This is a genomic window from uncultured Zoogloea sp., assembly GCF_937894855.1.
Lineage (GTDB): Bacteria > Pseudomonadota > Gammaproteobacteria > Burkholderiales > Rhodocyclaceae > Zoogloea > Zoogloea oryzae.
Genome location: NZ_CALAYQ010000092.1, coordinates 26,482 through 41,006, shown reverse-complemented (window position 1 = coordinate 41,006; position 14,525 = coordinate 26,482). Strand labels below are relative to the sequence as shown.

The following is a 14,525-nucleotide window of genomic DNA, read 5'->3' as shown; positions in this document are numbered from 1 at the left end:
CAGCGTCGATCAGACCGGCCAGCAGGAACATCTTGGTCTGCAGGGCGTTCATCAGCTCGGGTTGGCGAGCGGAAGCTTCCAGGTACTTGCTACCCATGATGCCGATACCGATACAGGCACCGATAGCACCCAGACCGATGATCAGACCGGCGGCCAGAGCAACAAAACCGAGAACGTGTTCCATGACTACTCCTTTAGTTGAGATGATTTAAATAGAAACCGAAACGACTGCTTGAAACTGAAACTTAGTGGCTTTCGTGCGCCTGACCAATGTACACCAGGGTCAGCATCATGAAGATGAAGGCCTGCAGGGCGACGATCAGGATGTGGAAGACGGCCCAGATGGAGCCCGCAACGACATGACCGAGGAAGCCGAAGACAGTGGCGGTGCCGCCCATCAGCGCGATCAGCATGAACACCAGTTCGCCAGCGTACATGTTGCCGAACAGTCGCATGCCGTGGGAGACGGTCTTGGCCAGGAATTCGATCATCTGCATCAGGAAGTTGATCGGATACAGGAGCGGGTGGGAACCGAACGGCGCGGTGAAGAGCTCATGCACCCAGCCACCGAAACCCTTGATCTTGATGTTGTAGTACAGACAGATCAGCAGGACACCGATGGACATGCCGAGGGTGCCGTTCAGGTCGGCGGTGGGAACGACGCGGAGGTAAGCGTGCTCGTCACCGGAGATGAGCGCCCAGATCTTGGGAAGCAGATCGACCGGCAGGAAGTCCATGGAGTTCATCAGGAAGATCCAGAAGAACACCGTGAGAGCGACGGGCGCGACGAACTTGCGGGATTCGGCGCTATGCACGATGCCCTTGGCCTGGTCGGCGACCATCTCGACGAGAATTTCGATTGCGGCCTGGAAGCGGCCGGGAACACCGGAAGTGGCGCTGCTCGCGCACTTGATCAGGATCAGCAGCGTGACGATGCCGAGACCGATCGAGAAGAACAGGGTGTCAAGGTTCCAGACACTCCAGTCAATGATCGCAGTCTGGGCATGACCCGTGCTGTTCAGGTGGGTCAGGTGGTGGACGATATATTCGCCAGCGGTGGGTGCGTGGGCTTCGTGGCCAGTACTCATGGTCAGGTCTTCACCAAAAATGCAAACAAATTCGCCTTAAGCGCCACGACCAACCCGATGAACAACGCCAACCAATGGACGTCTGGATACACGAGTTGAACGGTCGCCAACAATCCTACGGTTGACGCGATCTTCAGAAACTCGCCAACAAAAAACGCAAGCGGGTACGACGCAGCCGGCCGCTTTGAAACAAAGTGCAGGCGCAGGGCGAACAACAAATTGGGAAGAACACAGGCTGCGCCTCCCAACGCCGCCGACAACGCACCGCGCACCCCTGTAATCGCTCCGACGATCAATGCCGTCAGAATTGTCGCGCCTATCTGCAGGAATACCGCTTTGAACATGGCTCTCTGCGTGGCACGCCGGGTGTTGCGCCGTCCGCCGTACGAAAAACACGCGGATCCTACGGGTTAACCGTGACAAAGTCAATTACTGACGCACCGCAACATCGCATCAGGGGCTTGAAATTCCGCAGTTCGCCACAAGGGGGCGCTTGACATGCCCGAAAAACATATCGATGATTATCGACATGAACAAGAACTACTCCCGGTCGATCCCCGAAACATGGCGTGATATCTCCGCCATCTTTGCCGCGCTGGGCGATGAACATCGCCAGCGCATCCTGCTCACCTTCGAGCCGGGTGAGCGCCTCAACGTGGGGCAGATCGCAGAGGTCTCGACCCTCGCCCGCTCCACGGTTTCCCACCACCTCAAGGTGCTCCGCGAGGCTGGCGTGCTGATCGCCGAGCGGCAGGGCAAGGAGATTTACTTCCATGTAAACAAGCCTTTCCTGCAAGACGCCTTCGGCAAGGTGACGACTTACCTCGACACCGATCTCTGATCCACTCCGCACGAATCATGCGAAATCTCGTCAAGTCCGTTCTGCGCCGGGTGGCCGGCCTGCTGTTCCGTGTGCGGGTCGCCGGAGCGCTGCCCGATGTCCGCTCGCGCCTGCTGGTGGTGGCCAATCACGAATCCTTCCTCGACGGCCTGCTCCTCGGGCTGTTCCTGCCCCTGGACCCGGTGTTCGTGGTGCACACCGGCGTGGTGCGTAATCCACTGTTCCGGCTGATGCTGAGCCTGGTGGATTACCTCGCAGTCGACCCAACCAGCCCGATGGCGATGAAAAAGGTCATCCGTCTTATAGATGAGGGAAGACCGGTGGTGATCTTTCCCGAGGGGCGCATTACGACCACCGGCAGCCTGATGAAGACCTATGACGGTCCGGCCTTCGTCGCCGCCAAGACCGGTGCGACCATCCTCCCGGTGCGCATCGACGGCGCGGCGCGCAGCTACTTCTCGCGGCTCGCGGCCCATGTGCCGAAGCGCCTGTTCCCGCAGATCAGCCTGTTCCTGCGCCCCACCACCACGATCCCGATGCCGGTAGCGCCCGCCAGCGTCGCCGCAAGGCCGGCGAAGCAATGCGCCGGCTGATGCAGGACATGATCTTCGCCACCCGCCCCACGCAAACCCTGTTCGAGGCGCTCCTAGACGCCGCCGACATCCAGGGCCACGGCCACACCCTGGTCGAGGATCTGAAGCAGATCGAATACACCTACCGGGACCTCATCAAGATGTCCCTCGCCCTCGGCCGCCTGGTGGCCCGCGAGAGCACGCCTGGCGAGCGGGTCGGCCTGCTGCTACCCAACCTGGCGCCCACCCTCGGGCTGGTCTTCGGCCTCACCGCCCACCGACGCGTGGCGGCGATGCTCAACTACACCGCCGGCGTCGACGGCATGCAGGCCGCCTGCACCGCCGGGCAGATCCGCACCATCCTCACTTCGCGCGCGTTCGTCGAGCAGGCCAAGCTGGGCGACAAGCTGGCGGCGCTCACCGATGTGCGTCTGGTGTGGCTGGAAGATCTGCGCGACCGGATGACCCTCGGCGACAAGCTCTGGCTGATGGCCTGGGCGCTGCCCTTCCCCCGCGCCGCGCTGCCCGCCGGTTCGCCGGAGGACGCCGCGGTGGTGCTATTCACCTCCGGCTCGGAAGGCAAGCCGAAGGGCGTGGTGCTGTCGCACCGGGCGCTCCTCGCCAACATCGCCCAGATCCGCGCGGTGGTGGATTTCTCCATCGACGACAAGATCCTCAACGCGCTGCCGCTGTTCCACTCCTTCGGCCTCACCGCCGGTGGGCTGCTGCCGGTGCTGGCTGGCGCCAAGGTCTTCCTTTACCCGTCGCCGCTGCATTACCGGGTGATCCCGGAGCTCGCCTACGACCGCAACTGCACGGTGCTGCTGGGCACCAGCACCTTCCTGGGCAACTACGCCAAGTTTGCCCACCCCTACGATTTCTACCGCCTGCGCTACGTGATCGCCGGCGCCGAGAAGCTCGCCACGCCGGTGCGCGACCTGTGGTTCGAGAAGTTCGGCATCCGCATTTTCGAAGGCTACGGCGCCACCGAGACCGCGCCGGTGCTGGCCGTCAATACGCCGATGGCCTTCCGCAGCGGCACGGTCGGCCAGCTTTTGCCGGGCATCCAGCACCAGCTGGTGCCGGTGCCCGGCATCCCGTCCGGCGGCATGCTCCACGTGAAGGGCCCCAACCTGATGTCCGGCTACCTCCGCTTCGAGCAGCCCGGCGTGCTGCAGCCGCCCGTCTCGCCCGCCGGCGAAGGCTGGTACGAAACCGGCGACGTGGTGGAGATCGACGATGACGGTTTCGTGAAGATCGTCGGCCGGGTGAAGCGCTTCGCCAAGGTCGCCGGCGAGATGGTGTCCCTCGAAGCGGTCGAGAAGCTGGCCGCCGCCGCCGCGCCCGGCGCCACCCACGCTGCCTCGACCCAGCCCGATGCCAGCCGCGGCGAGAACATCCTGCTGTTTTCCACCGATCCGACGCTCACCCGCGACCGCCTCCAGGCCGCTGCCCGCGACGGCGGCTGGCCAGAGATCGCGGTGCCACGCCGGGTCGTCCTGGTCGATGCGCTGCCGCTGCTCGGCACCGGCAAGATCGACTACGTCACCCTCAAACAATGGGCCGAAAAGGCCTGACATCCCGGAGAACCCATGCGTCATCGCACCCTTGCCGCCCTCGTCGCCTCAGCACTGATTTCCACCGGCTGCGCCACCTGGTTCGATCCCCCCGAGAAGACCCACCGCGCCAGCGTCGTGGATTATCTGTACCCGCAGAACGAGCGGCCCGCGCTCAAGCCCACCGTCCCAGAGCTGCACCTGCCGCTGCGCGTCGGCATCGCCTTCGTGCCCGGCGACCTCAGGGGAGACCTGCCGGAAGTCGAACGCAACAACCTACTCAACCGCGTCAAGAGCGCCTTCTCCAACCGGCCCTACATCGACAGCATCCAGGTGATCCCGACAACCTACCTGCGCAGCCGCGGCGGTTTTGGCAACCTGGAGCAGGCCGCCCGAATGTTCAACGTGGATGTGGTCGTGCTCCTGTCCTACGACCAGATGCAGTTCAGCGACAACAACCGGCTGTCGGTCTTCTACTGGACCATCGTCGGCGGCTATCTCGTCAACGGCAGCCAGTACGACGTGAGCACGCTGGTGGATGCGTCGGTCTTTGACGTGGCGAGCCGCCAGCTACTGTTCCGCGCCCCGGGCACCAGCCAGCTCAAGGGCAGTTCGCCGCTGGTCAAGTTTGGCGAGGCATCCCGCGAGGCTCGCACCGAAGGCTACCGCCAGGCGGTGGACTCGCTCATCCCGCAGCTCGACGCCGAACTGGAAGCCTTCAGGCAGCGGGTAAAGGAGCAGAACGCCGCCCGCATCATCCACACCTCGCGCAGCTCCGGCGGCGACGGCGGGCTCGCCGGCCTGGGCCTGTTTGGCGCAACGGCCGCCGTCGCGATCTACCGACGTCGTGCTGGCTGAACATTGGCGCCTGGGGTTGCCCGCCGGGCTGCTGCTGGTCGCCAGCCTGCTGCCGGGCGAGGCGATGGAGCTGAACCGCCAGGCGGTCGCCGAAGGTCAGCTCTGGCGGCTATGGACGGGCCAGTTCTGCCACTGGTCGGTGCTCCATCTGGCCGGCAACCTGGCGGCGGCGGCGGCGATCTGCGTGATCGCCGGCCGGCCGATCCGCCCATGGCTGGCCGCGCTGCCGCTGGTGGCGCCGCTGCTTTCCCTCTTCCTGCTGGCGGCCGCGCCAGAGCTGGAGCGCTACCGCGGCCTGTCCGGGCTGGTGGCGATGCTGGTGGTGGGCGCGGCAATCGAAGGCGGGCTAGTCGGGCGGATTCTGGCGGTGGCCTACCTGGCCAAGCTCGGCTTCGATGCCTTCACCGGCAGTCAATCCGCGCTCCTGCCGGAAGGCATCGCCGTCGCCTGGCCGGCCCATCTGGGTGGATTGTTGCTGGGCCTCGCCACCGCCGGCTGGCTTCATGTGAGACGAAACCCACGATGAACCGCCGTCATTTTCTGCTAGCCGGGCTGGGCGCCTCGGCGCTGCTGGGCGTCGGCGCGGCCAGTGCCGCCCGTCCGCGGGTGTGGAATCCGTGCCGCGCCACGTTGCCACCGGCCGTCCTCGAGCACGACATCGTCCGCGCTGCGTGGGACGGCATCGATGCGGGCAAGGTGTGGGACGTCCACGCCCACCTCGCCGGCACCGGCGACAGCGGCGGAGGCATCCAGATGAACCCGCGGATGCTGAGCCCGCTCCACCCCACCGAATACATCCAGCGCCTGTTCTACCTCAACGCCGGCTGCGCCCACGAGGCGCCGGGCCGGGTGGACCAGAGCTACGTGGAGCGCCTGCACAACCTGGCCGACAGCATGCGGCCCGGCTTCAAGCTGGTGCTCTTCGCCTTCGAGCAGACCCACAACGCGAGCGGCCAGCCCCGCCCCGATCTCACCGCCTTCCACGTGCCCGACCGCTACGCCCGCGACGTGGCCCGCGCCCATCCGGCCTACTTTGAATGGGCCTGCTCGATCCACCCGCTGCGGGAAGACTGCGTCGAGGCGCTCGAAGCCGCCGCGCGCGATGGCGCCCGGGCGGTGAAATGGCTGCCGCCAGCCATGGGCATCGACCCGGCCTCGCCGGCCTGCGATCGCTTCTACACGGCGCTGGCCCGGCTCGATCTGCCGCTCATCACCCACGCCGGCGAGGAGAAGGCCGTCCACGGCGCCGGCCGGCTGGAATGGGGCAACCCGCTGCGCCTGCGCCGGGCGCTGGATCACGGCGTGCGGGTGGTCGTCGCCCACTGCGCAACCCTCGGCGAAGATCGCGATGAAGACAGCCGCCACGGCGGCAAGGTCGCCAGCTTCGATCTCTTCGCCCGGTTGATGGCCGAGCCGCGCGCCGAGGGCCGGCTCTTTGGCGACATCTCGGCGATCACCCTGCGCAACCGGCGCATCGAGGTGATCCGCCAGCTCGTCGAGCGCGACGACTGGCATTCGCGTCTGCTGTTCGGCACCGACTATCCACTGCCCGGCATCCTGCCGCTGGTGTCGCCAGCCAGGATGGCCGCCGAAAAACTCCTGCCGGCCCACGCCGTGCCGGTGCTTGAAACCATTCGCGAGCACAATCCGCTGCTTTTCGATTTTGTCCTCAAGCGCACGCTGCGCTCTGGGGCCCACCGTTTTGCCCCGGGCGTCTTCGAGACGCGGGCCTTCTTCGACCGGAAAACCCCATGAGTTCCCAGTTCCGCCTGCTCAACGAGCAGCGCTTCCGCCCGTTCTTCCTGACCCAGTTTCTCGGGGCGTTCAACGACAACCTGTTCAAGAACGCGCTGGTGGTGCTGCTCACCTTCCAGGCGGCCAGCTGGACGACCATCGACCCGGCGCTGCTGGCCAACCTGGCGGCGGGGATCTTCATCCTGCCATTCTTCCTGTTCTCGGCCAGCGCCGGCCAACTCGCCGACAAGTACGACAAGGCGTACCTCACCCGGCTGGTGAAGGTGCTGGAGATCGCCATCATGGCGGTGGCGCTCGCGGGCTTCCTGGCCCACAGCCTGACGGTGCTGCTGGGCGCGCTGTTCCTGCTCGGCTGTCATTCCACACTGTTCGGGCCGGTGAAGTACGCGCTGCTACCCCAGCACCTGCACGAAGACGAGCTCGTCGGCGGCAATGCGCTGGTCGAGGCGGGCACCTTCGTGGCGATCCTGCTCGGCACACTGGTGGGCGGGCTGTTGGCGGCGGCCGACCACGGTGACCTGTGGATTGCCGGTGGCGGGCTGGTGGTGGCGGTGGCGGGCTATCTCACCAGCCGTGGCGTGCCGCCGGCCCCGGCACCGGAACCCGGGCTGAAGGTCAATCCCAACCCGATCTCCGAGACCTGGCGCAACATCGGCTTCGCCCGCAAGGATCGACCAGTGTTTCTGGCGATCATGGGGATCTCGTGGTTCTGGCTGTACGGCGCGCTGTTCCTGGCCCAGTTTCCGGCCTACGCGAAGAACGTGCTGGGCGGTGGCGAGGGCACGGTGACGCTGCTGCTGGCCACCTTCACGGTGGGCATCGGGCTGGGCTCGCTGCTGTGCGAGAAGCTCTCCGGCGGTCATGTGGAGATCGGGCTGGTGCCCTTCGGTTCGATCGGGCTCACCCTGTTCGGGCTGGACATCGCGCTGGCCTCGCCGTCGGTGGTGCCAGCCGGGGCGCCACTGGCGATCGGCGCGGTGCTGGCTCAGCCGGGCATGTTCCGGGTGCTGCTGGCGCTGCTGATGCTGGGGGTGTTCGGCGGCTTCTTCATCGTGCCGCTCTACGCGATGATGCAGAGCCGCTCGGCGCCGGCCCAACGGGCGCGGATCATCGCCGCCAACAACATCGTAAACGCGCTGTTCATGGTGGTTGGCGCCCTGTCGGCCGGGGCGCTGCTGGGCGCCGGGCTGACGATCCCGATGCTGTTCGGCGTGGCGGCGCTGATGAACGCGGCGGTGGCGATCTACATCTACCGGCTGGTGCCGGAGTTCCTGCTGCGCTTCATCGTGTGGCTGCTGGTGCATAGCGTGTATCGCCTGCGCACCGAAGGCATCGAGCACATTCCGGCCGAAGGGCCGGCGGTGCTGGTGTGCAACCACGTGAGCTTCGTGGATGCGCTGGTGATCGCGGCGGCGTGCCGGCGGCCAATCCGCTTCGTGATGGACCACCGGATCTTCCGCTGGCCGGTGCTGTCGTTCGTGTTCCGCCACAGCCGGGCTATCCCGATCGCACCGGCCAAGGAAGACGCGGTGATGATGGAAGCGGCCTTCGCCGAAGTGTCGAAGGCGCTGGCCGAGGGCGAGCTGATCGGGCTGTTTCCGGAAGGGAAGATCACCGCCGATGGCGAGCTGTGCCCGTTCCGTCCGGGGCTTGCGCGCATCCTTGACGCCAACCCGGTGCCGGTGGTGCCGATGGCCCTGCGCGGGCTGTGGGGCAGCATGTTCTCGCGCAAGGACGGCCCGGCCCTGTCGCGCCCTTTCCGGCGCGGCCTGTTCAGCCGCATCGAGCTGGTGGCCGGGCCAGCCCTGCCGCCGGAAACCGCCAGCCTGCCGCAGGTTCAGCTGCAGGTTGCGATGCTTCGCGGCGACTGGAAGTAAGACGCCGCTCAGGCCGCCATGACGGCCCGGATCGGTTGCACGTTGCCCCCCAGCCGCGACGCCAGACGGGGCCGGACGAGCACCACCGCCATCGTGACCGCACACACCAGGATCACGACGAAGAGCGCGATGAAGCCGCTGTAGCCGAAGGCGTTGGTGAGCGGCTTGGCCACCCCGATGAACGCCGCGTAGATCCACGATGAGGCGCTGATCGCCCCAAACACCGAGGGCAGCGTGGCGGCCTTCAGGGCGTCATGATGGCTACTCCTGAAGGTCGGAAACGCCACCAGATGCAGGGCCAGGCTGTTGATGGTGAGCACCGCCACAACGGTGAGCTTGGCCAGCAACTTGGGCTTGCCGAGCAGCGCGTCAAAATCGAGACCAAGATCAAGAACGACGATCGCCACGCCGGTAGCCCACAGCACGGCAAGGGCAATCGTTGCAAAAACAGCTGCCCGCTGGAGCAGGCCCGAATCAATGCGCTCGCGCCCGAAGATCGCGTAATCACCAATGGCCACGGCCGAGGCTGCACCCGCCAGGGCGAGCAGGTGAAGGTAGATCATGAACATCCGGGACGTTGCCACGGGATCGATGGTGAGTTCCATGGTTATCAGCGCTTAGTCATCTTGCGGTAGAGATATTCGATCGAGGTGTGCATCGCCTTGACCGCCGTATTGAGTTCGTGGATTTCGTTGGCCGAGGCGTGCTCACCCTCGACGAACTCCACCTTGTCGAGCTTGGCTCCGGGCTCGGAGTTGGACGCCGCGAGGGCAAACTTCCGCACCTTACGGACCGGCACGATCACCTGCTGACGGATGAAGAGCAGCAGACCGGCCACGCCGACAGCGATCGCCCCCAGCGCCAGCCACACCTGGCGGTCGAAGCGCTGAACGAAGCCGGCAAAGCTGAATTCCAGGGGAATCGCCACGCTGATCACGCCGGCGAGCTTGCCTTCCTCATAGCCGTAGCCCTGGGGCCCAGGGTAGAGCGCAGCAACCGCGGGCGGCGCCTCGGCGGGCACCCCGTGGCAGCGCAGACAGCCCTTTTCCGCCACCAGGCGGCGGGCATACAGCAGCTGGCCGTCGCGGACTTCGCTGTACTCGGTTGCCCCGGATTCGCGGATCGCGTTCATCGCCACCTTGTCGAATTCGGACGGCGCATTGTTGGGGTTCATGAACCGGTCGGACGTCATCCGGAACTTGGCCTTCGCCGGCGAAGCCATCGTGATGTCCGACAGCTCGCGCTGCACCAGCGCGGGGTTCTTGCGATGGAAGGCAGCCAGGTTCGACATGGTCGAATCGCCGCCAGCCGCCGTCGAAGACGCCTCGCGCTCCAGGAAGCTGCCCACCTGCAGTTTGGGATCGCGGGGATCGTCTTTCACCCACACGCCGCGGTAACGAGTGGCCCATTGGCCAAAGTTATCCACCATGTCCGCCACGGTGCGGGCCTGGTTGCGGATCTCGCTCACATAAACGGATGAGCCGATGAGATAGCTGGCCATTGCCGCCACGAGCGCCAGCACGATCAGGATCAGCGTGAATTGATAGGAAAGGGAGAGTTTCTTGAAGACGTTCATGGAGATTTCGGTCAGGCCAGCAATTCACGGAGAAAATCGGACCGCGCCTTGCCGCTATTCACATGGGCGGCAACAGCTTCGGCAAAGACACCGACAGGAACACCATCGGGATGTTTTGAATAGAGCTCGTCGAGAACGTCATCGACCATCATGCTGGCGACCGGGCCCGCGTATTTCCTGAGCAGGATTCGCGCGCCTTCTATCACGACGTCAATTTCGGGAAGAGGCTGATCGATTCTCGCCACCGCTTTCGGGGCGGGCTCGGCAGATGGGACGACCCCCATCGCAACCGACTTGAGCGCATCGAGAATTGCCGCTGCCGTGCGGCTGATGAATCCCGTCGCACCAGAAGCGACGGCCATGCCTTCCATGCCGGAAAGCAGCGAATTCGTCATGAGAAATAGCGGCGTCGCGATGCCGTTGCGGCGCATCTGCCTTCCGAGGCGGAAACCGCTGCCGCCATTGGCCAGGGACGCTGCGTCGCAGAAGACCGCACCGAAGCTCGCGGATGCGCACATCCTGAGCGCGTCCTCGACGGAATCGGTGATCTTCGCGACCTTCACGAGGCCCGGCGGAACGACCCTGGCATCGGTGGTAACAAACAGAACAGCTGTCGACATGGGGAATTCCCGGTTCGCAAGTTCATGAAGCGAGATGTCATCAAAATCACCGACAAGGTGCGTTTCGACTTCGTGGCGGTCCATGAATCACAATCTGACAAATGATTGTCAAATTATGCAAAGAGGCGAACGGGATTCCCTTCTATAACCTTCGATCTATGTGACGGAAATCACGACCGACATTCCGATGAATTGAACCAATTTGGGTTAATTCAAAACATGTCAATAATTCATTAAAACCAATCAATTCGCGAAAATAGATTCCGGAATAATCGACAGGGTTTTTTCCCCGGCTGAAAACCAGACTTCCCCATCTTGAATGGTGCAGCCTAATTCCATGGAGCGCTCGGCCAATCCGGCGAGTGCGCGGGAACTTTCCACATTCAGCGAAAAAATCTTCAGGTTCTGAAGGCGGCTGAGAGTCGCGCTTTCCTTTTGCCACCAGATATCGACGGTGCGGCCACCGTAGGCCAGTACGATGACTTCATCGGCCCGTCCGGCGGCACGGCGCAGCAGGCGTTCGTCAGGCAGACCGACCTCGATCCATTTGAGGATCCGGCCGGTGTCGTCCTTCAGCCACAGGGCCGGTTCGTCGTCGGTGGAGATGCCCCGTCCGAACTGCAGGCGCTCGTCGGCATTGAGGGCGAAAGCGAGGATGCGCACCATCATCCGTTCGTCGGTCTCGGAGGGATGCCGGGCGATGGTGAGCCCGTGCTCGGCGTAGTAACCACGGTCGAGGTCGGAGACGTTGAGGGTGGCGCGGAAGATGGTGGACTTGAGGGCCATGAACGGAATACTCGGTCAGAAAAAGAAAAACCGGGCACAAGGCCCGGTTTCGACTGCTGGACGGACGGCTTACTTGCCGACGGCAGCCTTGGCCTTGTCGGCGGCTTCCTTGGCAGCGTCGGCGGTCGCGGCGGCCGCTTCCTTGCCAGCTTCCTTGGCGGAGCTGGCTGCGTCCTTGGCGGCAGCAACGGCATCCTTCGCAGCTTCCTTGCTGGCGTCGACGGCTTCCTTGCCGGCTTCCTTCGCAGCGCCGGCGGCGTCCTTGGCTGCATCGGTGGCGGAGCCGGCAGCGCTCTTGGCAGCTTCGGCGGCCTGCTTGGCGGCTTCTTCAGCCTTCTGGGCAGCTTCCTTGGCGGCGTCGGCAACGGCGGGGGCCGGAGCCGGGGCGGGCGCGGGCTCTTCCTTCTTGGAACAGGCGGCAAGGCCAATGGCGAGGAGGGCGGCGAGAAGAACGGAACGGGTATTCATCGGATGAGTCTCCAACAGGATGTTGAGGGGGTGCTCGGGTGAGCGGGGTCGGGGCAGGGTGCCCGACTGCAAATGCACGCGACATCGTAACGCATGAACCCGCCGATTGGATGACATCGGCCGACAAAGAAAAAGGCCCTGAAGGGCCTTTTTCGACGGACAGCTGCACCAGGATTACTTCACGCGGTTGCGGTATTCGTCGGTGCGGGTGTCGATTTCGATCTTGTCGCCGATTTCCACGAAGGCCGGAACCGACAGCTCGAAGCCGCTGGGGGCGATGCGGGCGGGCTTCAGGACCTTGCCGGAGGTGTCGCCCTTGACGGCGGGTTCGGTGTATTCGACTTCGCGAACGACGGTGGTCGGCAGTTCCACGGAGATGGCCTTGCCGTTGTAGAACACCACTTCGCAGGGCATGCCGTCGACCAGGTACTTGAGCGCGTCGGTCATGTTCTCGGCTTCGACTTCGTACTGTTCGTACTCGGCATCCATGAAGACGTACATCGGATCGGCGAAGTAGGAGTAGGTCACTTCCTTGCGATCGAGGACGACGATCTCGAACTTGTCGTCAGCCTTGTAAACCGACTCGGACGGGGCGCCGGTGAGCAGGTTCTTGAGCTTCATCTTCACGACAGCGGCGTTACGGCCAGACTTGTTGTATTCGGCCTTCTGAACCACGAGGGCGTCGCTGCCCACCATGATCACGTTGCCGGAGCGGAGTTCCATTGCGGTTTTCATGCTGTTTCCTGCTGTGCTGTTGATCGCGGCACGTGCCACGGATAAAAGGTAACTTATTATTCTATCTCATCTTTACAGAACTGCACCAGGTTTTGGGCGAGCTCGCCCGCCTCGCGCAGACCGGCAGACCATGCCTTGCCGTGGGCGGCCAGCGCCGGTAGCGCCTGCCGGAAAGCCGGCCAGGCTCCGGCAACGCCCTGTCCCCGGTTCCATGCCTGCCAGAAGGCGGTGACGGCCTCGGCGGCGGCCGGTTCCAGCCCCGGCCGGAAGCGGGCCAGGAAGGCATCCAGTTTTTCGAGGTGGGCATCCTCGTCCTGCACGTAGATGTGCCAAACGAAGGGATGCGCCGCCCACTGGGCGCGAACGAACGAATCCTCACCGCGCACGAAATTGAGATCGCAGGCCCACAGCAGCTCGTCGTACCGGGGCTGGGCGACGAAGGGCAGGATCTGCACGGTCAGGGCATCGCGCACCAGGCGGTCGCCGGCACGCAGGTCGGTGAGGCCGAAGATCGGTGCCACGCAAGGCAGCGCCCGCCCTTCCGGCACCAGGCAGGTGACCGGCGTCGGCCCCTGGCGCCAGAGTTCGAGCAGCTCGCCCAGAGCCGGCGTTTCGTAGCAGAACAGCGACACCCGCAGCTCGTCGGGAGCGGGCGGCAGCAGATCCAGGCCACGCCAGAAATCGGCTGGCGAGAAACGCGCCCGGCGGGCGTCGTAGTCGGCCTCGCGGAGCAGGCCGCCGGTCTGGCGATCCAGCCCGGGAAAGAAGAAGTGCTGCCGCAAGGGCAGGCGCGGATGGGGCGACGGCAGGCGATGGCAGCCGGCCACCCAGTCTTCCGCGCTCAGGTATTCGAGATTGATCCACACCGGTTTCGGATCGCGCCGGGCCATCGCCTCGACGAAGCCATCGGGCAGGCCGCACGCAAAGGCCGCGATCACCACCGCGCCGGGTTCCATGTCCGGAAAAGGCGCGGTCCAGTGGCGGATCTGCACCCCTTCGACCTGCTGCACATCCAGTCCCGGAAGCGCCGACGGCACCAGGCGGCAGGCGCTTTTCAGGTCGTCGATCCACAGGCGGACAGCGATGCCGTGTTCGGCCGCCAGTTGACGGGCAAGCCGCCAGCAGACACCTACGTCACCAAAGTTATCCACAACGGCGCAAAAGATGTCCCAGCAGGGCGCTGGAGAATGGGAGAGGGTCAAGGCTGGGGACAAACCGGGGAAAGGTGGACTGACAGATTGTGCACAAACTGGGTAAACGGCGCGAGGCTGAAATTCCTCAACAATCCGCACACACTTCGTGCCCTGCCGTGTCGACAGACTTATGAACTGCCCAAGTGGCTGAATGCGTTAGACTAAAGGGGGTTTTCCACAGAAAACCGGAAAGCGTTAACGTAAACAGTGTTTACATATAAATAAAAACTAACAACACCCTGTTGCGGAGACCACAGGGGCCAGTACGGCGCTGGCCGGAGTCAGAAACAAGAGAGGTAACCGCAATGCTGTCGATCATCGATCTCAGGGATTTCATCGACCTGGACAACGAAACCGTCCAGATCGTCAACGAAACCACCCAGCTTTCCGACGCCCAGGCCACCGCCCTGGCGCGCGAGCTGCTTCGCACCGAACGGGGCATCCACACACTGCACGAGATGTTCCGGGATCAGATCGCCCAGGCGGCCGAGAGCCACGACATCTTCCGGGAGCGGGACCTGCGCAAGGCCTACACCTACTTTGCCCGCAAGTACCCGATGCCCCGGATGCTGTGAGTTCCGGCAGCCAAACTGTGCACAA

18 protein-coding genes are annotated in these 14,525 nt (G+C 64.3%); 8 read left to right on the top strand and 10 right to left on the bottom strand.

All coding sequences use genetic code 11. The annotated features are described in order from the left end of the window. The 3 genes from atpE to Q0672_RS11865 all read right to left on the bottom strand — a co-directional run. Positions 1-184, bottom strand: a 184-nt coding sequence (atpE, locus tag Q0672_RS11875; RefSeq protein ID WP_298622414.1) for a F0F1 ATP synthase subunit C, incomplete at its 3' end; no start/stop codon positions are given. A 61-nt stretch (positions 185-245) separates the two neighbouring features. Continuing rightward, positions 246-1,088: a F0F1 ATP synthase subunit A gene (atpB, locus tag Q0672_RS11870; RefSeq protein ID WP_153162341.1), complete on the bottom strand. Its 843-nt coding sequence runs from the start codon at positions 1,086-1,088 to the stop codon at positions 246-248. 2 nt (positions 1,089-1,090) lie between these two features. After that, positions 1,091-1,432, bottom strand: a complete 342-nt coding sequence (locus tag Q0672_RS11865) for an ATP synthase subunit I (RefSeq protein ID WP_153162340.1) — start codon at positions 1,430-1,432, stop codon at positions 1,091-1,093. 185 nt (positions 1,433-1,617) lie between these two features. On the opposite strand from Q0672_RS11865, the gene Q0672_RS11860 reads away from it, so the two are divergent. The 7 genes from Q0672_RS11860 to Q0672_RS11830 are packed head-to-tail and all read left to right on the top strand — an operon-like array spanning position 1,618 to position 8,547. Beyond that, positions 1,618-1,929, top strand: coding sequence for a helix-turn-helix transcriptional regulator (locus Q0672_RS11860; RefSeq protein ID WP_153162339.1), 312 nt, complete (start codon positions 1,618-1,620; stop codon positions 1,927-1,929). Between the two features lie 17 nt (positions 1,930-1,946). Then, positions 1,947-2,522 (top strand): 1-acyl-sn-glycerol-3-phosphate acyltransferase, encoded by a 576-nt coding sequence (locus Q0672_RS11855; protein ID WP_298622410.1) that lies wholly within the window; start codon positions 1,947-1,949, stop codon positions 2,520-2,522. Next, positions 2,510-4,078, top strand: coding sequence for an AMP-binding protein (locus Q0672_RS11850; protein WP_298622408.1), 1,569 nt, complete (start codon positions 2,510-2,512; stop codon positions 4,076-4,078). The genes Q0672_RS11855 and Q0672_RS11850 overlap by 13 nt, the downstream gene beginning before the upstream one ends. Before the next feature lie 15 nt (positions 4,079-4,093). Then, positions 4,094-4,915: a rhombotarget lipoprotein gene (rhlP, locus tag Q0672_RS11845; RefSeq protein WP_298622406.1), complete on the top strand. Its 822-nt coding sequence runs from the start codon at positions 4,094-4,096 to the stop codon at positions 4,913-4,915. Then, positions 4,905-5,441 (top strand): rhombosortase, encoded by a 537-nt coding sequence (gene rrtA / locus Q0672_RS11840; RefSeq protein WP_298622405.1) that lies wholly within the window; start codon positions 4,905-4,907, stop codon positions 5,439-5,441. Before rhlP ends, rrtA begins: the two co-directional genes overlap by 11 nt. Beyond that, positions 5,438-6,670, top strand: coding sequence for an amidohydrolase family protein (locus Q0672_RS11835; protein WP_298622403.1), 1,233 nt, complete (start codon positions 5,438-5,440; stop codon positions 6,668-6,670). Before rrtA ends, Q0672_RS11835 begins: the two co-directional genes overlap by 4 nt. Beyond that, positions 6,667-8,547, top strand: coding sequence for an MFS transporter (locus tag Q0672_RS11830; RefSeq protein WP_298622401.1), 1,881 nt, complete (start codon positions 6,667-6,669; stop codon positions 8,545-8,547). Before Q0672_RS11835 ends, Q0672_RS11830 begins: the two co-directional genes overlap by 4 nt. Positions 8,548-8,555: 8 nt before the next feature. Here the strand turns inward: Q0672_RS11830 and Q0672_RS11825 are convergent, their stop codons facing one another. The 7 genes from Q0672_RS11825 to earP form a co-directional block, all read right to left on the bottom strand. Beyond that, positions 8,556-9,152: a hypothetical protein gene (locus Q0672_RS11825; protein WP_153162333.1), complete on the bottom strand. Its 597-nt coding sequence runs from the start codon at positions 9,150-9,152 to the stop codon at positions 8,556-8,558. Positions 9,153-9,157: 5 nt separating this feature from the next. Next, positions 9,158-10,123: a DUF3365 domain-containing protein gene (locus Q0672_RS11820; RefSeq protein WP_298622399.1), complete on the bottom strand. Its 966-nt coding sequence runs from the start codon at positions 10,121-10,123 to the stop codon at positions 9,158-9,160. Between the two features lie 11 nt (positions 10,124-10,134). Beyond that, positions 10,135-10,827 (bottom strand): hypothetical protein, encoded by a 693-nt coding sequence (locus Q0672_RS11815; protein WP_298622397.1) that lies wholly within the window; start codon positions 10,825-10,827, stop codon positions 10,135-10,137. A gap of 159 nt (positions 10,828-10,986) precedes the next feature. After that, positions 10,987-11,529, bottom strand: coding sequence for a YaeQ family protein (locus Q0672_RS11810; RefSeq protein ID WP_153162330.1), 543 nt, complete (start codon positions 11,527-11,529; stop codon positions 10,987-10,989). Between the two features lie 69 nt (positions 11,530-11,598). Then, complete coding sequence (locus Q0672_RS11805; protein ID WP_153162329.1) at positions 11,599-11,997, bottom strand: hypothetical protein; 399 nt, start codon at positions 11,995-11,997, stop codon at positions 11,599-11,601. 174 nt (positions 11,998-12,171) lie between these two features. Further along, the gene (gene efp, locus Q0672_RS11800; RefSeq protein WP_153162328.1) at positions 12,172-12,732 is read right to left on the bottom strand and encodes an elongation factor P; all 561 of its coding nucleotides are present in this window, start codon (positions 12,730-12,732) and stop codon (positions 12,172-12,174) included. Positions 12,733-12,788: 56 nt separating this feature from the next. Beyond that, positions 12,789-13,934 carry an elongation factor P maturation arginine rhamnosyltransferase EarP gene (earP, locus tag Q0672_RS11795; RefSeq protein ID WP_298622393.1) on the bottom strand — a complete coding sequence of 382 codons (1,146 nt, stop codon included), beginning with the start codon at positions 13,932-13,934 and terminating at the stop codon, positions 12,789-12,791. A 296-nt stretch (positions 13,935-14,230) separates the two neighbouring features. Here earP and Q0672_RS11790 point away from each other — a divergent pair, with 296 nt between their 5' ends. Then, the gene (locus Q0672_RS11790; protein ID WP_153162326.1) at positions 14,231-14,500 is read left to right on the top strand and encodes a hypothetical protein; all 270 of its coding nucleotides are present in this window, start codon (positions 14,231-14,233) and stop codon (positions 14,498-14,500) included. The last annotated feature ends 25 nt before the right edge of the window (positions 14,501-14,525 follow it).

What these genes read in the sequence shown, in the direction of transcription:
- atpB (WP_153162341.1), bottom strand. Translation starts at nt 1,088, where the DNA reads ATGAGTACTGGCCACGAAGCCCACGCACCCACCGCTGGCGAATATATC.
- Q0672_RS11865 (WP_153162340.1), bottom strand. Translation starts at nt 1,432, where the DNA reads ATGTTCAAAGCGGTATTCCTGCAGATAGGCGCGACAATTCTGACGGCA.
- Q0672_RS11860 (WP_153162339.1), top strand. Translation starts at nt 1,618, where the DNA reads ATGAACAAGAACTACTCCCGGTCGATCCCCGAAACATGGCGTGATATC.
- Q0672_RS11855 (WP_298622410.1), top strand. Translation starts at nt 1,947, where the DNA reads ATGCGAAATCTCGTCAAGTCCGTTCTGCGCCGGGTGGCCGGCCTGCTG.
- Q0672_RS11850 (WP_298622408.1), top strand. Translation starts at nt 2,510, where the DNA reads ATGCGCCGGCTGATGCAGGACATGATCTTCGCCACCCGCCCCACGCAA.
- rhlP (WP_298622406.1), top strand. Translation starts at nt 4,094, where the DNA reads ATGCGTCATCGCACCCTTGCCGCCCTCGTCGCCTCAGCACTGATTTCC.
- Q0672_RS11835 (WP_298622403.1), top strand. Translation starts at nt 5,438, where the DNA reads ATGAACCGCCGTCATTTTCTGCTAGCCGGGCTGGGCGCCTCGGCGCTG.
- Q0672_RS11830 (WP_298622401.1), top strand. Translation starts at nt 6,667, where the DNA reads ATGAGTTCCCAGTTCCGCCTGCTCAACGAGCAGCGCTTCCGCCCGTTC.
- Q0672_RS11825 (WP_153162333.1), bottom strand. Translation starts at nt 9,152, where the DNA reads ATGGAACTCACCATCGATCCCGTGGCAACGTCCCGGATGTTCATGATC.
- Q0672_RS11820 (WP_298622399.1), bottom strand. Translation starts at nt 10,123, where the DNA reads ATGAACGTCTTCAAGAAACTCTCCCTTTCCTATCAATTCACGCTGATC.
- Q0672_RS11815 (WP_298622397.1), bottom strand. Translation starts at nt 10,827, where the DNA reads ATGGACCGCCACGAAGTCGAAACGCACCTTGTCGGTGATTTTGATGAC.
- Q0672_RS11810 (WP_153162330.1), bottom strand. Translation starts at nt 11,529, where the DNA reads ATGGCCCTCAAGTCCACCATCTTCCGCGCCACCCTCAACGTCTCCGAC.
- Q0672_RS11805 (WP_153162329.1), bottom strand. Translation starts at nt 11,997, where the DNA reads ATGAATACCCGTTCCGTTCTTCTCGCCGCCCTCCTCGCCATTGGCCTT.
- efp (WP_153162328.1), bottom strand. Translation starts at nt 12,732, where the DNA reads ATGAAAACCGCAATGGAACTCCGCTCCGGCAACGTGATCATGGTGGGC.
- Q0672_RS11790 (WP_153162326.1), top strand. Translation starts at nt 14,231, where the DNA reads ATGCTGTCGATCATCGATCTCAGGGATTTCATCGACCTGGACAACGAA.